The following is an 18561-nucleotide window of genomic DNA, read 5'->3' as shown; positions in this document are numbered from 1 at the left end:
GCTTTTCATTTATCTTCGCGCGCATCAAGAATAGCCCTGATGATTCGACGTTTTGAGGTTTACATGGGCCTGTCCCTCTTCTCCCGGCTGCCGGTTCTGGCCGCGCTCGGAATTGCCACCTTCATGTTCCCTACCGTAAGCCTGGCCCAGCAATCCGGCGGAACGCCTGGAACAGTGAAGTCAAACCACGGCGCCTGGTCGATCGTCTGCGATCAGCCGGCTGGAGCCTCTGCTGAGCAATGCGCGCTTATGCAGAACGTTATCGCCGAGGACAGGCCGGAAGTCGGCCTTTCAGTTGTCGTTCTGAAAACCGCCGACCGCAAGGCGAAGATCCTTCGCGTTCTCGCGCCGCTCGGCGTGCTTCTACCGAACGGTCTTGGTCTCAATGTCGATGGCAAGGATATCGGTCGCGCCTATTTCGTGCGCTGCTTCTCCGACGGCTGCTACGCTGAAGTGGTGCTCGAGGACGAACTCCTGAAGACCTTCCGCGCCGGCGCGACTGCAACCTTCATCGTTTTCCAGTCGCCGGAGGAAGGTATCGGGATCCCGGTCGACCTCAAGGGTTTTGGCGAGGGTTACGACGCCCTGCCCTGATCGGGGCGGCATCGAAGACTAAAAAGCCGCGCTTCGAGCGCGGCTTTTTTGCGGCGGTATAACGACTGTTCGTTACAGAATATCGGTTGCGGCAATCTTGATGCCGAAACCTTCAAGGCCGACATAATGGCGCTCGCGCGAGGAGATGAGACGGATCGAGGTAATGCCGAGATCCTTGAGGATCTGTGCGCCGAGACCGATTTCCAGCCATTCGCTTTCGCGCGCCTGGGCTTCCGAGTGATCCTCGCGATCGTGCTTGCCCTTCCGCGCCGTTTGCGAAATGCCGACGCCGACGGAACCTTCACGCAGATAGACGATGACGCCCCTGCCCTCCCCGGCGATGCGCTTCATGATCGCATCGACCTGACGGTCCCTGCCGAAAACATCCGCACCCACATTCTCGAGATGCAAACGAACGGGGATGTCGACGCCGTCGCGAATGTCGCCGAAGACAACGGCGAGGTGCTGCATCGGATCCCAGGGCAGCGAATATGTGTGGCCCTTCGCCTTGCCGTAAGGCGTGTCGATCTCGAAGCAATTGCCCTGCTCGATCAGCGTCTCCTTGCGCTGGCGGTAGGCGATCAGATCCGCGACCGACACCTGCTTGAGACCATGTGTTTCGGCGAAGCTTTCGACCTGCGGGCCGCGCATCACGGTGCCGTCGTCATTGACGAGCTCGCAGATGACGCCGACCGGGGGGAGGCTCGCGAGCTTGCAGAGGTCCACGGCCGCCTCCGTGTGACCTGAACGCATCAGCACGCCGCCCTCGCGGGCCACCAGCGGAAAGATATGGCCCGGACGAACGAAATCTGCTGGTCCGATATTCGGATTGGCCAGATTCCGCACGGTCAGCGTCCGGTCATCGGCCGAGATGCCGGTGGTGGTTCCGTGCCTGAAATCCACCGAAACGGTGAACGCGGTCGTATGGGCGGAGTCGTTCTCCGCCACCATCGCATTCAGATTGAGGCGCTTTGCCTCCTCGCGCGGCATCGGCGCACAGACGATACCGGAGGTATGGCGGACGATGAAGGCCATCTTCTCGGGCGTGCAATGCACGGCTGCGACGATCAGGTCGCCCTCGTTCTCACGGCCGCCGTCATCGGTGACGACGACGATCTCGCCGGCCTCGAAGGCGCGAATGGCGTCAACGACGCGCTTCTGGTCATAGGACATCAAGATACTCCCCGCAAACTACTTCAGCCGTCCGGTCTGACCCCGATCGCGCAGATAATGGTCGGCAATCGTGCAGGCGAGCATTGCCTCACCGATCGGCACGGCGCGGATGCCGACGCAAGGATCGTGGCGGCCCTTGGTGCGGACATCCACTTCATTGCCGTCGCTATCAATCGAGCGACGTTCGGTCAGGATCGATGACGTCGGCTTGATCGCGAAGCGTGCAACGATCGGCTGACCCGTTGCGATGCCTCCCAGGATGCCGCCGGCATTGTTGGACAGGAAAACCGGCTCGCCGCCGGGTCCGATGCGCATCTCGTCGGCGTTCTCCTCGCCGCTGATCTCCGCCGCGCCGAAACCGTTACCGATCTCCACGCCCTTGACCGCGTTGATCGACATCAGGTTCGAGGCGATGTCCTGATCGAGCTTGCCGTAGATCGGTGCGCCGATACCCGCAGGCACGCCCTCGGCAACCACTTCGACGACCGCGCCGATCGACGAACCGGCCTTGCGGATGCCGTCGAGATATTCTTCCCAGACGGGAACGATCGCCGGGTCCGGGGCGAAGAACGGGTTGTTGTTCACCTCGGCCCAGTCCCAGTTGGCCCGATTAATCCTGTGCTTGCCGATCTGGACGAGCGCCCCGCGCACGACCAGGCCGGGCACCACTTTGCGGGCGATGCCGCCGGCCGCAACGCGAGCCGCCGTTTCGCGCGCGGAAGAGCGACCGCCGCCGCGATAGTCGCGAATACCGTATTTGACGTCATATGTATAATCGGCGTGGCCCGGACGGTAACGCTTGGCGATATCGGAATAGTCCTTGGAACGCTGGTCGGTGTTCTCGATCATCATCGAAATCGGCGTGCCGGTCGAGATCATCGTCTCGCCGTCCCCGTCCAACATCACCCCGGACAGAATCTTCACTAGGTCGTCCTCGCGGCGCTGGGTCACGAACCGGGATTGCCCGGGCTTGCGCTTGTCGAGCCAAGCCTGGATTTCGTCTAGGGTGAAGCGAATGCCGGGCGGGCATCCGTCGACGACGCAGCCGAGCGCCGGCCCGTGGCTTTCGCCCCAGGTGGTGACGCGGAAGAGGTGACCGAAGCTATTGTGCGACATGACGAGAACCGAATGCTGACAACCACACGCGGGAAAACAGACGCGCGCGCCCTCTCTTACTGCATGTTTCGTTAAATCGGAACCGATTTAAGAATAAGAACATGCAGCAAATCAAAGTGCTACAGCGATCTTTTGTGCGTCTGAAAAAGGGCCATGGCGCTAGCGGAAGGCCGCCGAAGGGAAAGGACTTCCACTACAGCGCAGGCGTGCTTTTTGTCGCTGTACGATCACGAAGCGAGGCGGGACCCGCGCTCCATCGCGAAGGCGACGAAGCTTTCGCTGCTCAACGGCTTCGAAAAGGCGTAACCCTGCAGAAGGTCGCAACCGAGAATGCCGAGCATTTCCGCATGCGCCATGGTTTCCACGCCTTCGGCGACGGTCTCGATGCCAAGAGAGCGGCCGATGTCGATGATCGAGCGCACGAGTGCCTGCTCGGTTCGGGCGCCAAGCACAGGGGCGACCAGCTGGCGATCGATCTTCAGCCGCTTCGGCTTGATTTTCAGCAGACTAACGATCGAGGTGTGGCCAGTGCCGAAATCGTCGATCTCGATATCGATACCGAGTTTCTTGATCCCCTCGATATTGGCCGTGACGATGTCGTCGCTTTCGTCCAGGAAGATCGACTCCACCAGTTCGAACGAGATCTGGCCGGGCGTGATGCTTAGCCCCTCGAGCGAAGCGAGCAGATCCTTTTCCTGCAGGCGCTTGGCCGAGACGTTGACGGAAATCTTCGGCACCCGGAGACCGGCCGCGGCCCAGCGCATCCGGTTGGCAAGGGCTTTTTGTAGGACCAGACGATCGAGCGTGGCGGTCACGTTCAGCTCTTCGGCGATCCTCAGGAACCGGTCCGGCGTCAGGATCCCCTCGCGCGGATGCTCCCAACGGATCAGCGCCTCGACGCCGGATAGCGCGAGCGTCGCGGCGTCGAACTGCGGCTGGTACCATGGCACGAACTCGTCGCGTTCGATCCCTTCCAGTATTTCGTCGGCGGTCCGCTTGTTGGTCACCACTTCGGCCTGCAGCGCCTGCGTAAAGAACTGGTAGCGGTTGCGACCGCTTTCCTTGGCTCGGTAAAGGGCGATGTCGGCGTTCACGAGCAACTTGCGCGCATCGGCCGTGGAGCGACGCGCCACGGCAACGCCGATGCTGACGCCGAAGCGACAGGGGAAACCGTCGTAATCGACCGGTTGGCGCATCTGGGCAATGATGCCGTCGCATAGCGCGGCCAGCGCGGCATCGTCCGGCGCTTCGGAAATCACCACGACGAATTCGTCTCCGCCGATGCGCGCCACGATGTCACCTGCCGAGATGTTCAAGCGCAGGATCTCGGAGGCATGAACAAGCATGGCGTCGCCCGCCGCGTGGCCAAGCGTGTCGTTGATCTGCTTGAAACGGTCGAGATCGATATGGAGGATGGCGACGCGTTCGGACTTTTCGACGCTTGCCGCGAAGAGTTGCTCCAGCGTCTCGTCGAGCATTCGCCGATTGCCGAGCCCCGTCAGCGGATCATGCAGGGCATTGTGCTCGATGCGGTCCTTCGCGTGGGCGAGTTCGGCATTCTTCATATCGGCCACCGTCTTGGCCGCCCTAAGCTGCTCGGTCATCAGCACATCGTCGGTGACGTCCCAGCTAATACCGGTGATTTTCGCCCGGCCATCAGCCCCCTCATGGCCCGAGCCCACATGGCGGAGGTGGCGGATGGAGCCATCCGTCATCACGACTCGGTATTGCGAGCGATATTCAAGCCCTTCGTCCAGGCTGCGGAACAAGGCGGCGGAGACGGCGGCGATGTCGTCAGGATGCACGGTCGCACGCCATTTCTCATGAGTGGGATCGCCACCGGTCAGTCCATGCAGGTGGAACATCCGGTCGTCCCAGGTTCGTTCCTGCGTGGCAATGTCGATTTCCCAGATCCCGATCTTCGACGCATCCAAGGCCAGGTTGAGACGATGCGACAGGGCCATCACTTCGCTTTCGCGCGCCTTCAGCTTGGCTATGTTGCGCTGACGCTCGTTGACGAGGCCGCCGGTGACAAGAATGGGCACAACGACGACCATGACCGCGGCAATCGTCGCAAGCCTGATTTCGCCGCTGTTCTCCGGTTCCTGGGCCCAGCCGGTCGCGGGAGCCGCGGCCAGCTCCCACACGCCGCCGGGCAGGTGCAGCTCGCGGACGACCGGAGACCTCAGGAAAACCCCGGTTTCGTCGAGGAACGGTTCCATCACATTGTCGCTGACCGAGATATCGCGAATGGCAAGATCAACAGGAACGCGCTTATGGTCGCCGACTGCCTCCGGCATTTCCGCGCCTTCCTCATGCAGGCGCGCCGATCGATAAAGCGCCTCTTCGTCGAGGACAGCCTCGACGAAGCCCCAGAACGAGGCTCGTCCGCCGATGTTCGAGAAGACGGGCACGAAGACATCGAAGCCGGTTCGACCGTTCGGCAGCCTGACCGGTCCGACGACCACGGGTTTTGCAGTCGAGGACGCACGATCGAGTGCCACGCGCATCGCTCGGAATCGGCCAAGATCCGTGCCGACGAACGATTGTTGGCGATCCTGCGAAAAGGTCATTGTGACGACGCCCGCCGGCGCCGCGGAAACGCGAACCAGCTGCGGGTTTTGCAAGAGCAGCTTCGCCGCCAGTTTGCTGAAATCGCTCGACGTCGTCTCCGGCTGGACGGCGAGCCCGTTGGCCAGCCCATTGAGCGCGGCGATATTGGCGCTGAACTCCGCGCGGAAACGGCCGGCGATCAGATTCAATTCGTTTTCGACGTCGATCTTCAGGTCTTCGCGAAAGTTCTCGCGGTTCTGCCGCTCATAGATATTGCCGCCGATGAAGACGACAGCACCCGCGATCACTGCCGGAACGAGCGATGGCTTCGCAAAGTTGGCAATCGCACGGATGCGGCGGCGCAGAGCGACGATAATCTTCAATTGTTTTCCCCAATCCCCGGTGCACGGTAGCCTTGGAATCTTAAGATTGGCTTTCGCAAAAATTTCCTTGGAAAACGTGGCCGAGACGACAGTCGGCCGGGCGGCCAATCGGCTCCGCCGGCTTGAAATTGTCCGCTCCGGCGTCCACTCTTCGTTCGGCGGCCGCGCAGTTCACCACCAGCCGACATGCGCGCTAAAGCTACGGTACAAGGCAACTTTTGCCACAATCGGGGATCAAATGGTGATGACAAAAATATTCGCGGAATCATTGAGGAGGGCAGGAAGAATGCGATTTGTCATTGCCGCGCTCATGGCCACTGCAGGCTTGCTTTCGCCGCTTTCCGTGCATGCCGAAAGCGCCGACGTGGAGGCGGTGATCACCAGTGTTGACACCGATCGCCTTAGCCTCTCGCTGGATGATGGCAAGAGCTACCAGGCGCCCGAGGAGTTCAACTTCGAAGGTCTCGAGGCAGGCGTAAAGGTGCTCGTCTTCTACACCGAGATTGACGGCAAACGCGTCATCAACGATCTGGAAATCGTCCAGTGAGTCGCAACCCGGCCCGCACAAGCGCGGGCCTTTCGGAGGCACGCCTGGCGTCGCCTTTGAGGCGCGGTGCCGATTCAAGTTTTTGAAAGGCAATTCCGCGCGGAAAAACCGTTGCACCCCTTTTCCGGAATTGGTTTAGACCCAGCCGATCGCCCCGTCGGCTATCCTCAGCAGACGGTCCTGCGGAATGGCGGAAGTTGCGGCTTCATCGGCACTCATTTCCCCAAGAAGCTTGAACAACGCGCGAATGACGCCACCATGGCTGACGCAGACGGTCGGCTGCGTCACGTCGTTCAACCAGGCGCCCACGCGCCATGACAGGATCTCGTAGCTTTCGGCATATTGGCCGGGCGGGATAAAATCCCATTTGGCGACGCGCCTTTCAGCGATCCGCTGGGGTACCTGGCGCTTCAATTCGGGCAGGGTGTAGCCTTCCCAGTCACCGAAGGAGACTTCCCTCAGCCTATCGTCGATGCGATAGGAAGCCGGATCAAGCCCCATGGCGTATCTGAGGCGTTCCATGGTCTCGCGTGTGCGGCCGAGCGGGCTGGCGACGAAATCGAAACCATTGGCTTCAGGTCCGAGAATCTCCCTCAGAACCAAGCCGTTCTCGGTCGCCTGCCGGCGACCGGTTTCGTTGAGGGGAATGTCCTTTTGTCCCTGCAGGCGGCTTTCGGCATTCCAATCCGTTTGCCCATGCCGAACCATGTAGATGAGCACAGCGTTCACTCCGGGCGAGCTGTCACCACCGCCGTCACATCAACAAAGGAAATCAGTCCTTGAGAACGGAAATGTCCGGTGCATCGACAGCCTTCATGCCGACCGTATGATAGCCGGAATCGACGTGGTGCACTTCGCCGGTGACGCCGCTCGACAGATCGGAGAGCAGATAGAGGGCCGAATTGCCGACTTCCTCTATCGAGACCGTGCGCTTCAGGGGCGCATTGTACTCGTTCCACTTGAGGATGTAGCGGAAGTCGCCGATGCCGGAGGCGGCAAGCGTCTTGATCGGGCCGGCCGAGATCGCGTTGACGCGTATCCCCCGATTGCCGACATCCACTGCAAGATACCGCACGCTCGCCTCGAGCGCTGCCTTGGCAACGCCCATGACATTGTAATGCGGCATGACCTTTTCGGCGCCGTAATAGGTGAGCGTCAACATCGAGCCGCCGTCGTTCATGATGCGCTCGGCGCGTGCGGCGACGGCCGTGAAGGAGTAGACGGAAATATCCATCGTACGGGCGAAGTTGTCGCGGCTCGTATCAAGGTACCGCCCCGTCAGCTCATCCTTGTCGGAGAAGGCGATGGCATGCACGACGAAGTCGATCTTGCCCCACTTCTCTTCGAGCGCCGAGAAAACGGCATCGATCGTTGCAAGGTCGGTCACATCGCAGTGGCCAGCCATGAAGGCACCAAGTTCCTGTGCCAGAGGTTCGACACGCTTCTTGAGCGCGTCGCCCTGCCAGGTCAGTGCGATTTCAGCACCCGCTTCCGAGCAAGCCTTCGCGATGCCCCATGCAATCGAGCGATTGTTTGCGACGCCCATGATGACGCCGCGCTTGCCATTCATCAGACCCGATGCCTGAGCCATGGAATGTCCCCAATACTGTCTGCCTGCACCGGCCGCCGCCGGTGCGAGAGTTCATGAATCTCAACGACGCCGCACCAGCGCCTGTGCGGTGCGGCAAATTGTCGAGCATTGCCTATGGCATAGCCGTCACAGCGGTTCAAGCGCAGTGCAGATCAGGAACTGTTAGTCCCCGTAATATTGGTTCAGCTTGTCAGAAAACCGTCACAGATAAAGGCCGTGGCGCAACGACCGCATCAAATCCGTTACCTTGTCGTCCGGCTTTTCGCGAAGCATCAGCCGCAGTTCGACAAGCAGATCTCCGGCCTCTCCATCCGCACCGCGCAAACCCGCGCCGGCAATCCGGATCAACTTGTCCGACCCCGACCAGGCGGGAACGGTGACCGCCACCGGCCCGTTAGGCGTTTCGATGGCAGTTTCACAGCCCAATACGGCATCTTGAAGGTCGAGTGGCAAGGTGGTCACGAGGTTGAGACCTTGCGTTCGAAACGCCCCTTCCTGGTTGACCCGTAATGTCGCCACGACATCGCCGCGCGCCATGCCCGTCACGCGGTAACCCTGTTCCTTCAGCCGGATGCTCTGGCCGTCGATCGCACCCGACGGAATGGAAAGCTTCGCGGTCTCGCCATCCGGAAGCTCGACCGACACCCGGGCGCGATTGATGATCTGCTCGATGCTGACATTGACGTCGATCGCCAGGTCCGGAACCTTCTCGGCGGTCTTTGCGACGCGGCCACGAATTCGCCGCACGATCGCGGCAACCAGGTCCGCCGCAGGTGCGGCGGAGCGCCGGACGACCAACGGGTCAAACCTCGATAATTCCTCCCGCTTCGGTTCAGCGGCCGCCTCCGGCCTGATATCCGCCGGCGGTTCGCCCTTTTCGGCTGGGCGCGCGGACGCCGGCTTCGGCTTCGAGGAAGCGGAGGCAGCCTGCGGTTCAACGCCGAAGATACGCGAAATCGCTTCTTCCGCCGTTTCCGCGTCCACTGGCTCCTCAGCAGACTCCGGTCCACGCATCTTCTGCTTCATCGCTTCCATACGGCGCAGCTCGGCCTCGCGGCGAACGCGATCGTAACGGCTTCTCAGAACCGGATCGCGCAGGAGCTCGTAAGCCTTGCCCGCCTCGGCAAAGTGCTGCGTCGCCAGGGGATCGTCCTGGTTGTGGTCGGGATGGACGGCCTTGGCTACGGATCGCCAAGCGGCCTTGATCTCATCCTGCCCGGCATTGCGGCGCACGCCGAGAATTGCATAGGGATCACGCATGATTTGTCACCATCTTCTCCGACCGGCAGCCTCTCCCGGTGTTCGCCTCGTAGCTCGTCCCCGGGGCGAAGGCCGGGCTTGCGGCTTTCTTCTCCCGGCGATGATCTGGAGAAGTTGCTAAATATCGGTTAGTCGGCGGGTGCAGGATTGGCGCGAGCGGACTGGTCGCAGTTGTTTTTCCGCGGCTTTGAAGCAACGTGGTTAATCGAGGATTTTCAGTCCTGCGGGCCGAAACTCGTCAGGTACCATTCGCCGTTGCCCAGCTGGCAGGCGCTGCCGTCGAATTTGGCTATGCCTTCATAGGAGTGGCGTGTCGTCGTGAAGCGCCGGCAGAGCATGCCGCTTGCACGGTCTTCCTGGATGGCACTGATGACGCCTGCACTGCCGGACCTCGCGTTTGCCCACGGGATAGGGTTGTCGCCACCCTGGCTGATATCGGCGGAGGAAACGGCGTTGCGCACTGCGACCGCGTCGGAGAGGCCGTCCGAGGTCTTCGCGACCGGTACGGTTCCCGTCGACACCCGGTCGACGCTAGGGCCGCCAAAAAGATCGAGACCCGCGCCCATGCACCCCGGCAGGGCGAGAATTGCCAGGCAGAACACTCCGCTGCGCAGCAATGCGAAGGAAAAACCCTTCTTGCCATCGATCCACTTTGCTATGTCTTGCACGGCAATCCTGTCAGACTCGCTAGAGCTGCACGTTTTCCGAGGAAGTCCACAGGCAGGCTCTGACATTTTTCGATGCGGAAACACGGATCGGGCTCATCCCGAAGCGTTCCCGCGCCAGATATCACGGCATTGGAAGGCATTATGACCGCGAATGAGTTAATAACCGGTGACTTCACCGAAGCAAATGAGCCATTTTCCCTTTTCGGCACATGGTTGAAGGACGCCGAAGAGAACGAGATCAACGACCCGAACGCCGTGGCGCTTGCGACCGTCGATCCGGATGGATTGCCCAATGTGCGCATGGTGCTGCTCAAGGGATTCGATGAACGCGGTTTTGTGTTCTACACGAATTTCGAAAGTCAGAAAGGCCGTGAAATTCTCGCGTCGCGAAAAGCCGCCATGTGCTTCCACTGGAAATCGCTACGCCGGCAGGTGCGAATCCGAGGTCCGGTCGAAGTCGTCTCCGATGAAGAAGCGGACGAATATTTCAAGAGCCGCCCGCGCGGCAGCCGGATCGGTGCCTGGGCCTCCAAGCAATCGCGTCCGCTGGAAAGCCGCTTCGCTCTGGAAAAGGCGGTCGCCGAATACACGGCGCGCCACGCCATCGGCGAGATTCCCCGCCCGGAATACTGGTCCGGTTTCCGCATTCTCCCCACTTCGATCGAATTCTGGCACGACCGGCCGTTCCGGCTGCATGACCGCTTGGAGTTCCGTCGCCAGAAGCCGGAGGGTGGCTGGGCAAAGGTTCGCATGTATCCCTGATCAGCCTGCAGGCTATCGCTCCATCAACCGGAACGGCACGCCGGAAGCAAGCGTCGAAACGTGGCGGGCGTTCTGGAAATGGCCGTTCAGCGAGATTCTCGGCAGGGCCTGAGGGTTTGAAACGGCGTCGGCCGAAAGGATGGCGGGTCGTGTCGTCACCGCCACCGTGAAGCCGAGCCGCTCGGCCAGGCGGTGGTCGCGCTCTGAAACGGCGGGTTCGTCCCCATAGGGATACGCAAAGCTTCCCGGCCAGCGGCCGGCGATGGCCTCGACGCGTGCGGCAGATTCCGACATCTCCCGCTGCGCCTCGGCATCGCTCAGGCGCGCGAGTGCACGATGACTGATCGTATGTGCGCCGAGGCTTGCAAGGGGGCTTTCGAGCAATGAACGCAGCCCCGTCGCATCGAGCGTCAGGCGCGCGGTAATCGCAAGCGGATCAATGCCCTGAATCCGCGCCAGCGCATTCAGTTTGCCAATGGAATCTGCCTCGTCGCGCCCTCGAACATGGGTGGCGACGCGGTCGAAGACGACCTGCTTTTCGGCAGTGCTTGCGGCCTTCATGATCTCCATGCCGGAGCCGAAGTCAAAGCGGAAGTCGCTTACGGCCGAAAGCATGTCGGCAAGCGTTTCCCACCAGAGCGTGTGGGTGCGATCGACGTAGCCGCCTGTGACGAAGACGGTGAACGGCACGCCGTGCTGCTCGAAAACCGGCAGCGCGTGGTCGAGATTGTTGCGATAGCCGTCATCAAGCGTGAAGCAGGCGACAGGTTGCGCATCGTGAAGAGCCAGGTGTCCCGGCAGATCTTCCAACGCGACGAAGCGATAACCGTCGCGCTTCAGCGCAAGGATCGCTTCCTCTAGAAACGTCGGCGTAATTTCCAGGTGGGCGTTGGGATCGAAGGCTCGCTGAAGCCTGGGGCGAACGTGATGCAGGGTGAAGATCGCGCCGTATCCGCGCGCGCCGTTCATCAATCCCGAGCGCGCGATGAGTTGCGCGATCTCGAGCCCGCCGCCGATCGCGACGCGCCTCACTCGGTTTCTGACCACCCGCGCGATGCCCTGCTTCATCCGGTTTCGTCACCCTGCCCTGCGACGGGAAACTAGCGGCGGCCGGTTAAACCTTGCTGAATCCGGTCAGCCTGCGCGCGAGTTTACGGCCAGCAATTTCCGGTTTTGGACAGCGATTATCGGCCTCGATGTTGCAACGAAGCCGCTACCCTGTCACAAAGCGGAACAACATTGCTAACGATCGTGCTTTTGGTGAGGGGGGATCCGATGAAGAGCTTCCGATTTGCCCTGGCGGCGGTCGCCGCTTTTGTGCTCAGCACCGCGCAAGCGGTGGCGGGTAGCGCGTCCCTCGTTCTTGACGCGCGGACAGGCAGAATTCTTGCTGCCGAGAATGCCGACACGCTCAACCATCCCGCGTCGTTAACGAAGATGATGACGCTCTATTTGACCTTCGAGGCGTTGCATCGGGGTCAGATCGGCTGGAACACCAGGTTGGTGATGTCGCCAACGGCCGCGCGCAAACCGCCGACGAAGCTCGGCGTCAGGGCCGGCGACACGATCACCGTTCAGGAGGCCGTCAACGGCATGATCGTCCGCTCGGCCAACGATGCGGCGGCGGCGGTCGCCGAAGCGCTCGGCGGGTCGGAGGCCGGCTTTGCGCAGATGATGAACGCAAAAGCGCGTCGCCTGGGCATGACCCGCACGTATTTCGTCAACGCCTCCGGTCTGCCGGCACGCGAGCAAGTCACGACAGCGCGCGACATGGCGCGGCTCGCCATCGCACTCATGAGAGATTTCCCGGGGGAGTATCGAATGTTCGCGGCCCAGGGGTTCACCTTTCGCGGCCGCACAGTCCGCGGCCACAACAATCTGATGTATCGCTACTCGGGCATGGACGGGATCAAGACCGGCTACACCAATGCGTCCGGCTACAACATCGTGAGCGCCGTAAGAGATGGCAATCGCCGCATCGTCGGCGTGGTGCTCGGCGGGCGGTCGGCGAGAGGCCGGGACGACAAGATGGCTTCCCTGCTCGATCAGCATTTGGGCAGGACGGGATCCCCCGGCGGCCGTTTGATCGCCGCAACCACTTCGCGCGGCATCTTCGACATAGCGGGGTTGCCCGGTGTCCGGCTGTCCTACGCCGATACGGTGCGAACGCGCGAAACCGCTCCCGCGCCGATCGTTGCGGCATCCACCGAAACGGCGATGCCGTCCGATCGCCCTGCTGCCGTCGATGGCGGCGTAGCAACACTAAGCGACAGCGGATATTGGCAGATTCAGATTTCCACGGCCACAACCGCGGAAGGCGCCAGGAAGATCCTGGTCGAAGCACAGTCCGCCGGCGGCGCGGCGCTGCTCGGCGCCTCGCCTCATACGGAAGTTTCGGGCGACGGCAGCGCCAGGCGCTATCGCGCGCGCTTTATCGGCTTCGCCAGCCGCGAGGCGGCCACTTCGGCCTGCACGATTCTCAAGAAGCGATCCTACGATTGCAGGCTGCTTCCCGACCGGGGTTAGTTTGTCCCGCGTGCTTCTACAGCGCCGCGCGTCTTGTCAGCCGCACAAGGAACGCTGTAGCACTTTGAATTTGCTGCATGTTTTTCCTTTGGCCAATCGATTACGATTCAAGGAAACATGCAGCAAGGAGATTTTCCCGCGCCGCAAGCTACACGGCGGGCGCAAGCCGTCGAACATAGAATCTGGTGTCGACGCCCATGACCGGAAAGCCAATCGACAGGTCATCCTTGCTGATCTCGGCAAACCCGTTCTTCTCGTAGAAACGATGCGCGGCAAGGAACTTGTCGCTCGTGCCGAGAAAGACAGCCGCGATTTTCCGCTGCTCGGCATGGGCAAGCTGTCTCTCGAGCAGCCGCGCTGCCACGCCATGACCGCGGCCACGGAAATCGGGAGCGACGAACATCTTGCGGAGCGCCGCTTGAGAACCGCCGATATCCCTGAGACCAAGGGTACCGACGATCCGGTCGCCGATGGTGGTAACCCCGAAATCTCCGTTCCCGCTTTGATAGAAGTCGGCGATCGAGCGAAGATCCGGTTGATCGTCGATGGTGATGGCAATGCCGAATTCCTCGCGCTGGATCGGCAAAATGACGTCGATGACACCCTGCTCATCCGCCGTTGCAAAGCGCCGGATTTCCACCGCTCCCGTCATGGCACCCTTCCCTCCACGGACCTCGGCTCCGCTCAGTCGGTCGTGGGCCTTATGCCTGCGTGCCGCCGACGGTGATCTGATCCATTCTGAGATGCGGTTGGCCAACACCGACCGGCACCCACTGGCCGGCCTTGCCGCAATTGCCGATGCCGGTATCGAGCTTGCTGTCGTTGCCGACCATCGTCACCCGCTTCATCGCGTCCGGTCCATTGCCGATCAGCATCGCCCCCTTGACGGGCGCACCGACCTTGCCGTTCTCGATCAGATAGGCTTCGGTGCAGCCGAACACGAACTTGCCGGAGGTGATGTCCACCTGGCCGCCGCCAAAGGAGACGGCGTAGACGCCCTTCTTAACCGAAGCGATGATCTCCTCTGGCGTGCGATCGCCGGAAAGCATGTAAGTGTTGGTCATGCGGGGCATCGGGACATGTGCGTAGCCCTGCCGGCGGCCATTTCCGGTGGGCTCCATGCCCATCAGCCGTGCATTCTGCCGGTCCTGCATATAGCCGACCAATTTCCCGTCCTCGATCAGGACGTTGTAGCCGGACGGAGTGCCCTCATCGTCGACTGAAATAGAACCGCGCCGCGCCTCGATCGTGCCGTCATCGACAACGGTGACCCCCTTTGCGGCCACCTGCTCGCCGAGGAGGCCCGCGAAAGCTGACGTCTTCTTGCGGTTGAAATCGCCCTCGAGCCCGTGACCGACCGCTTCATGCAGCATCACGCCGGGCCAGCCGGAGGCGAGCACGACGTCCATCGTGCCCGCCGGAGCATCGATGGCTTCGAGGTTGACGAGCGCCTGCCGCAACGCTTCGTCGGCGCCGCGCTTCCAGTTCTCTTCCGTGACGAAGTCGCCGAACCCGCGCCGTCCGCCGATGCCGAACGATCCGGTTTCCTGCCGGTCGCCATCGCCGACGACGACCGAGATGTTGATGCGGGTCATCGGTCTCACGTCATGGACGCGGTGACCGTCGGAACGCAGGATATTGACCACCTGCCAACTGGCGGAGATCGAGGCGGTCACCTGCCGCACCTTGGGATCCCTGGCGCGCAGATAGGCGTCGACCTCCTGCAGCAAGGCAACCTTGGCCTCGAAGGTCGGTTCGCCGATCGGGTTCTCGTCGCCGTAGAGCTTCTTGTTGGTGCGCTGGGGGGCTGCGGCATAGGAACCGGCATAGCCGCGCGTCACCTGACCGACGGCGTCGGCGGCCCTGCGCAGGGCAGCAAGCGACAGTTCGCCGGCATGCGCGTAGCCGACCGATTCACCCGCCACGGCGCGCAGGCCGAAGCCCTGGTCGGTGTTGAAGCTGCCACCCTTGAGGCGGCCGTTGTCGAACGAAAGGACCTCGGCTTGCGCATGCTCGAGAAAGAGCTCGCCGTCGTCGGCGCCAGCAAGCGTCTCGGACAGAACCTTACGGACCGTCGCCTCGTCCGCATCGAAGAGGCTTATCAGATCGGTGTTCATGGTCGTCCGCTCCCGCTGGTTCAAGGTCCTGAGCCTCCATTTAGGAAGCACAGGGCCGCAAGCCAAGGAAATTTTCAGGAAACGGAAGCATTCCAGCCGTCGAGAAGCTTGACCTCTTCGACGCCGGTAAAGCGAGCGATGCGGTCAAGCTCGGCAGCAAGCTTTTCCATGCGGCCCGAAGAGGCCCTGACGCCCGGCTCCAGCCAGAGGCGGCGGACATCGAGTCGTCCAAGCTTTCGGTCTGCTTTCATATCGATGCGGCCGATCAGCCGATCACCTTCAATTAACGGAAAGACGTAGTAGCCGTATTCGCGCTTCGCCTCCGGCACAAAAACTTCGATTCGATAAAAGAAGCCGAAAAGTCGCTCCGTTCGATTGCGATCACGCAGCAAGGGATCGAAAGGGCTGAGAACGCGGATGCGTGCCGGCGGCTCGGTGATGTCGCCGAAGTCGTCGGGGAAGCCGGAGAAGGCATAGGACGGGCGCGGCTTACCGCCATTGGCGGATTCGACCAGAACGTCGCAAAGCTCGTCCCGATGTGCGGCAACCCAGGCTTTCGCCTCATCCGGCGACACCAGGTCCCAGAAGGCGGCGATTTCTCCATGGGTCGCGAAGCCCAGCCGGTCGAGAGCGCTGCGGCAAGCCCAGTCGACGAATTCCTCGTGGCTCACCTCCCCCTGATAGTGATGCGGGGGAATGACGCGTTCCGTGAGGTCGTAAACTTTCTGGAAGTTCTCCCGCCGGGCAATCGCCAGCTTGCCTTGGCGCCAGAGCACCTCGAGCGCCGTCTTCGACGGGTGCCAGTTCCACCAGCCGCCGGATTCGTGACTGTCCGCCTTGAGATCGCGGGCCATCACCGCACCGTTGTTGACGATCCGTTCGTAAGTCTCGTCGCAGCCGTCGTCGAACCCCTCGCCCCGCCATTTGCGCCAGCGCTCGCGCAGCGTTTCGCTCTCCCATTTGAAGCGATGTTTCCAGTAGACAAAAAAGGTGCTCGGAATGATCGAGGCATCATGAGTCCAGTGCTCGAAAAGCTCGCCATCCTTCTCCAGCAACTCGGTCAGATGTTCGCGGCGGTAGGTCTGGTTGCGCGAAAAGAGAATCTGGTGATGGGCCCGCTCGACCGTTGCGATGCTGTCAACCTGGACGAAGCCGAGATCGCTAATGAGTTTCAGCAGCCCGTCCTTGCCGAGCGCGCGATGCGGCGCGGCGGTGAGGCCCTGTTTCGCGAGGAAGATGCGCCGGGCATCGCGATTGGAGAGGCGAATCGTCATAGCAGGAGAGTAGGCTTTTATTCCCATTTTTCAAATACGGTTGTGCGAATGGCCGGCTGCATTGCCCTTCCCGATCGACTTGCCCTATAGAGCCACCACGCAAACTGCGAGGGACAAGGCTTGGATATTCGCTTTACCGATTGCTCGGTCAGCTTCGGCGAACGGGTCGCGCTTCATCCTCTGACACTCGCTCTCGACGAACGACGGATCGGCATTATCGGCCTCAACGGCTCCGGCAAGACCACCTTCGCGCGGCTGATCAACGGGCTCGTCAAGCCGAGCAAAGGCCGGGTAACGGTCAACGGGCTCGATACGGTCAAGGACGACAGGGCCGTCCTCGCCGAGGCAGGCTTCATCTTCCAGAATCCGCAGCACCAGTTGATCATGCCGATCGTCTCGGACGATATCGCATTCGGGTTGAAGAATCGCGGCCTGCCTGCACAGGAGATCGCCGCGCGGACCGAGGCGGCGCTGACGCGGTTCGGAGTGACCCACCTTGCGAGGCGCCGTGTACATGAGCTTTCGGGCGGGGAAACGCAGCTCGTCGCCATGGCCAGCGTCGTCGTCACCGGTCCGAAGATCCTGATCCTCGACGAACCAACCAACCAGCTCGACCTCCGCAACCGCCGCATGGTCGCCAACACGATCGACGCACTCGACGAGGACACGGTCGTCATCACCCATGACCTCGAGCTCGTCGAAGGCGTCGAGAGGCTGTTGCTCTTCCACGAGGGACGGCTGCTTGCCGACGGGCCGCCCGCCGAAACGATCAAGCGCTATCACGAGGTGGCGGGATGCTGACAAGCCTCTATGTGGAGGGCAGAAGCTGGTTTCACCGCCTGCCGGTGCGGGCGAAGCTTCTTGCTCTTCTGGTTCTCAGCCTCGCGCTCTTCGCGACGCAATCGCTCTATCTGCTTGCACCCGCCTTCCTGCTCTGCGGGTGGCTCTACTTCTCGCTCGGCCTGACGTTCCGCCAGGCTCTCGCGCGAATCGGTTTCCTTTTCTTCACCATACTCGTCCTGGCCGCTATCAACCTTTTCCTTCTTCCTGTCGCCGAGGTCGCCGCGCTGCTGCTGCGGCTGATGGCGCTCGTGCTTTTCGCCGCCGCGGTTACCGCGACGACGACAATCGGCGCCTTCATGGACGAGGTCACTTTCCTCGTGAAGCCGTTCGAGCGCCTTGGCCTACTGCGTGCTGCCGACGTCAGCCTTGCGCTCGGCCTCGTACTGCGTTTCGTTCCTGATATCTTCGCCCGATACGAGGCAATCCGCGAGGCGCATCGCGCGCGCGGGCTGCCGATACGGCCACTGACGATTATCGGGCCGCTCATCATCCTGACGCTCAAAGATGCGGATACGATTGCCGCAGCCATTGACGCTCGCGGATTTCGCCGGCAATGAATTCGCGCTTTCTAATAAAAGGGTAAGACCGTATGAACACCAGAGATCTCGTCCTCATCGCGCTCTTTGCCGCGATCGTTGTGGTACTCGGCCTCATTCCGCCGATCACGCTCGGCTTCATCCCTGTTCCAATCACGGCGCAATCGATGGGCGTGATGCTTGCCGGCTGCATCATCGGCGCGAAGCGCGGTGCGCTCGCCTTCCTGCTGTTCGTCCTCCTCGTCGCCATTGGCCTGCCTGTGCTTTCCGGCGGGCGCGGCGGCCTGGCTGTTCTGGCCGGCCCCTCTGGCGGCTTCATCCTCGGCTGGGCGGTCGCGGCGTTTGTCACCGGCCTCGTCGCCGAACGTTTCGTTCATGAAGGCCAGCGGGAAATCCGCCAGTTCGTCGGGTTCTTCCTCGCTTCGGTCATCGGCGGCATTGTCGTCCTCTACGCGATCGGCGTGCCGTGGCTGTCTGCCGTTTCTGGAACACCGCTTCTTACCGCGGCGACAGGCTCGCTCATCTTTATCCCGGGCGATCTGCTGAAAGCCGCGATCGCCACGCTCGCCGCCCGCGCCGTCTACGCCGGCTATCCGCTGCTGCCGGCCCGCGCCTGAA

The 18561-nt window shown here is 61.8% G+C and carries 18 protein-coding genes; 7 read left to right on the top strand and 11 right to left on the bottom strand.

Annotated elements, in window-relative coordinates; genetic code table 11:
* The first annotated feature begins 63 nt into the window (after window positions 1-63).
* Window positions 64-594: an invasion associated locus B family protein gene (locus tag QN219_RS01815; RefSeq protein ID WP_283998235.1), complete on the top strand. Its 531-nt coding sequence runs from the start codon at window positions 64-66 to the stop codon at window positions 592-594.
* Window positions 595-666: 72 nt separating this feature from the next.
* On the opposite strand, the gene ribB is transcribed toward QN219_RS01815, so the two are convergent.
* From ribB to QN219_RS01800, 3 genes are all read right to left on the bottom strand, one after another.
* Complete coding sequence (gene ribB, locus QN219_RS01810) at window positions 667-1767, bottom strand: 3,4-dihydroxy-2-butanone-4-phosphate synthase (RefSeq protein WP_283997497.1); 1101 nt, start codon at window positions 1765-1767, stop codon at window positions 667-669.
* A gap of 18 nt (window positions 1768-1785) precedes the next feature.
* Window positions 1786-2883 carry a chorismate synthase gene (gene aroC, locus QN219_RS01805; RefSeq protein WP_283997495.1) on the bottom strand — a complete coding sequence of 366 codons (1098 nt, stop codon included), beginning with the start codon at window positions 2881-2883 and terminating at the stop codon, window positions 1786-1788.
* 227 nt (window positions 2884-3110) lie between these two features.
* A complete protein-coding gene (locus QN219_RS01800) occupies window positions 3111-5819 on the bottom strand; it encodes an EAL domain-containing protein (RefSeq protein WP_283997492.1) in 2709 nt (902 codons plus the stop codon).
* A gap of 286 nt (window positions 5820-6105) precedes the next feature.
* Between QN219_RS01800 and QN219_RS01795 the strand changes: the two genes are divergently transcribed.
* Window positions 6106-6366, top strand: a complete 261-nt coding sequence (locus tag QN219_RS01795; RefSeq protein WP_173510621.1) for a DUF1344 domain-containing protein — start codon at window positions 6106-6108, stop codon at window positions 6364-6366.
* Between the two features lie 135 nt (window positions 6367-6501).
* Here the strand turns inward: QN219_RS01795 and QN219_RS01790 are convergent, their stop codons facing one another.
* The 4 genes from QN219_RS01790 to QN219_RS01775 form a co-directional block, all read right to left on the bottom strand.
* Complete coding sequence (locus tag QN219_RS01790; protein WP_283997490.1) at window positions 6502-7086, bottom strand: histidine phosphatase family protein; 585 nt, start codon at window positions 7084-7086, stop codon at window positions 6502-6504.
* Window positions 7087-7138: 52 nt separating this feature from the next.
* Window positions 7139-7957 (bottom strand): enoyl-ACP reductase FabI, encoded by an 819-nt coding sequence (gene fabI / locus QN219_RS01785; protein ID WP_283997488.1) that lies wholly within the window; start codon window positions 7955-7957, stop codon window positions 7139-7141.
* A gap of 201 nt (window positions 7958-8158) precedes the next feature.
* A complete protein-coding gene (locus QN219_RS01780; RefSeq protein WP_283997487.1) occupies window positions 8159-9217 on the bottom strand; it encodes a DnaJ C-terminal domain-containing protein in 1059 nt (352 codons plus the stop codon).
* Between the two features lie 215 nt (window positions 9218-9432).
* Window positions 9433-9885 (bottom strand): RT0821/Lpp0805 family surface protein, encoded by a 453-nt coding sequence (locus QN219_RS01775; RefSeq protein ID WP_283997486.1) that lies wholly within the window; start codon window positions 9883-9885, stop codon window positions 9433-9435.
* Window positions 9886-10026: 141 nt separating this feature from the next.
* Between QN219_RS01775 and pdxH the strand changes: the two genes are divergently transcribed.
* Window positions 10027-10647, top strand: coding sequence for a pyridoxamine 5'-phosphate oxidase (gene pdxH / locus QN219_RS01770; protein WP_283997485.1), 621 nt, complete (start codon window positions 10027-10029; stop codon window positions 10645-10647).
* A gap of 12 nt (window positions 10648-10659) precedes the next feature.
* Here the strand turns inward: pdxH and QN219_RS01765 are convergent, their stop codons facing one another.
* On the bottom strand, window positions 10660-11715 hold the full coding sequence (locus QN219_RS01765) for a polysaccharide deacetylase family protein (protein ID WP_283997483.1): 1056 nt from the start codon (window positions 11713-11715) through the stop codon (window positions 10660-10662).
* 207 nt (window positions 11716-11922) lie between these two features.
* Between QN219_RS01765 and QN219_RS01760 the strand changes: the two genes are divergently transcribed.
* Window positions 11923-13173, top strand: a complete 1251-nt coding sequence (locus QN219_RS01760) for a D-alanyl-D-alanine carboxypeptidase family protein (RefSeq protein ID WP_283997482.1) — start codon at window positions 11923-11925, stop codon at window positions 13171-13173.
* 148 nt (window positions 13174-13321) lie between these two features.
* Here the strand turns inward: QN219_RS01760 and QN219_RS01755 are convergent, their stop codons facing one another.
* From QN219_RS01755 to QN219_RS01745, 3 genes are all read right to left on the bottom strand, one after another.
* Window positions 13322-13825, bottom strand: a complete 504-nt coding sequence (locus QN219_RS01755) for a GNAT family N-acetyltransferase (RefSeq protein ID WP_283997480.1) — start codon at window positions 13823-13825, stop codon at window positions 13322-13324.
* A 49-nt stretch (window positions 13826-13874) separates the two neighbouring features.
* Window positions 13875-15290, bottom strand: coding sequence for a metalloprotease TldD (gene tldD, locus QN219_RS01750; protein ID WP_283997479.1), 1416 nt, complete (start codon window positions 15288-15290; stop codon window positions 13875-13877).
* Between the two features lie 74 nt (window positions 15291-15364).
* Complete coding sequence (locus QN219_RS01745; protein WP_283997478.1) at window positions 15365-16564, bottom strand: winged helix-turn-helix domain-containing protein; 1200 nt, start codon at window positions 16562-16564, stop codon at window positions 15365-15367.
* A 120-nt stretch (window positions 16565-16684) separates the two neighbouring features.
* On the opposite strand from QN219_RS01745, the gene QN219_RS01740 reads away from it, so the two are divergent.
* The 3 genes from QN219_RS01740 to QN219_RS01730 are packed head-to-tail and all read left to right on the top strand — an operon-like array spanning window position 16685 to window position 18560.
* Complete coding sequence (locus QN219_RS01740; RefSeq protein ID WP_283997477.1) at window positions 16685-17365, top strand: energy-coupling factor ABC transporter ATP-binding protein; 681 nt, start codon at window positions 16685-16687, stop codon at window positions 17363-17365.
* Window positions 17359-17964, top strand: coding sequence for a CbiQ family ECF transporter T component (locus QN219_RS01735; RefSeq protein ID WP_283997476.1), 606 nt, complete (start codon window positions 17359-17361; stop codon window positions 17962-17964). Before QN219_RS01740 ends, QN219_RS01735 begins: the two co-directional genes overlap by 7 nt.
* Window positions 17965-17996: 32 nt before the next feature.
* Window positions 17997-18560 carry a biotin transporter BioY gene (locus QN219_RS01730; protein WP_283997474.1) on the top strand — a complete coding sequence of 188 codons (564 nt, stop codon included), beginning with the start codon at window positions 17997-17999 and terminating at the stop codon, window positions 18558-18560.
* Window position 18561: the final 1 nt, after the last annotated feature.

This window comes from Sinorhizobium sp. 8-89 (genome assembly GCF_030124325.1).
Taxonomy (GTDB): Bacteria; Pseudomonadota; Alphaproteobacteria; order Rhizobiales; family Rhizobiaceae; genus Sinorhizobium.
This window is presented reverse-complemented; position numbering and strand designations above follow the sequence as displayed.

What these genes read in the sequence shown, in the direction of transcription:
- QN219_RS01815 (WP_283998235.1), top strand. Translation starts at nt 64, where the DNA reads ATGGGCCTGTCCCTCTTCTCCCGGCTGCCGGTTCTGGCCGCGCTCGGA.
- ribB (WP_283997497.1), bottom strand. Translation starts at nt 1,767, where the DNA reads ATGTCCTATGACCAGAAGCGCGTCGTTGACGCCATTCGCGCCTTCGAG.
- aroC (WP_283997495.1), bottom strand. Translation starts at nt 2,883, where the DNA reads ATGTCGCACAATAGCTTCGGTCACCTCTTCCGCGTCACCACCTGGGGC.
- QN219_RS01795 (WP_173510621.1), top strand. Translation starts at nt 6,106, where the DNA reads ATGCGATTTGTCATTGCCGCGCTCATGGCCACTGCAGGCTTGCTTTCG.
- fabI (WP_283997488.1), bottom strand. Translation starts at nt 7,957, where the DNA reads ATGGCTCAGGCATCGGGTCTGATGAATGGCAAGCGCGGCGTCATCATG.
- QN219_RS01780 (WP_283997487.1), bottom strand. Translation starts at nt 9,217, where the DNA reads ATGCGTGATCCCTATGCAATTCTCGGCGTGCGCCGCAATGCCGGGCAG.
- pdxH (WP_283997485.1), top strand. Translation starts at nt 10,027, where the DNA reads ATGACCGCGAATGAGTTAATAACCGGTGACTTCACCGAAGCAAATGAG.
- QN219_RS01765 (WP_283997483.1), bottom strand. Translation starts at nt 11,715, where the DNA reads ATGAAGCAGGGCATCGCGCGGGTGGTCAGAAACCGAGTGAGGCGCGTC.
- QN219_RS01760 (WP_283997482.1), top strand. Translation starts at nt 11,923, where the DNA reads ATGAAGAGCTTCCGATTTGCCCTGGCGGCGGTCGCCGCTTTTGTGCTC.
- QN219_RS01755 (WP_283997480.1), bottom strand. Translation starts at nt 13,825, where the DNA reads ATGACGGGAGCGGTGGAAATCCGGCGCTTTGCAACGGCGGATGAGCAG.
- tldD (WP_283997479.1), bottom strand. Translation starts at nt 15,290, where the DNA reads ATGAACACCGATCTGATAAGCCTCTTCGATGCGGACGAGGCGACGGTC.
- QN219_RS01745 (WP_283997478.1), bottom strand. Translation starts at nt 16,564, where the DNA reads ATGACGATTCGCCTCTCCAATCGCGATGCCCGGCGCATCTTCCTCGCG.
- QN219_RS01735 (WP_283997476.1), top strand. Translation starts at nt 17,359, where the DNA reads ATGCTGACAAGCCTCTATGTGGAGGGCAGAAGCTGGTTTCACCGCCTG.
- QN219_RS01730 (WP_283997474.1), top strand. Translation starts at nt 17,997, where the DNA reads ATGAACACCAGAGATCTCGTCCTCATCGCGCTCTTTGCCGCGATCGTT.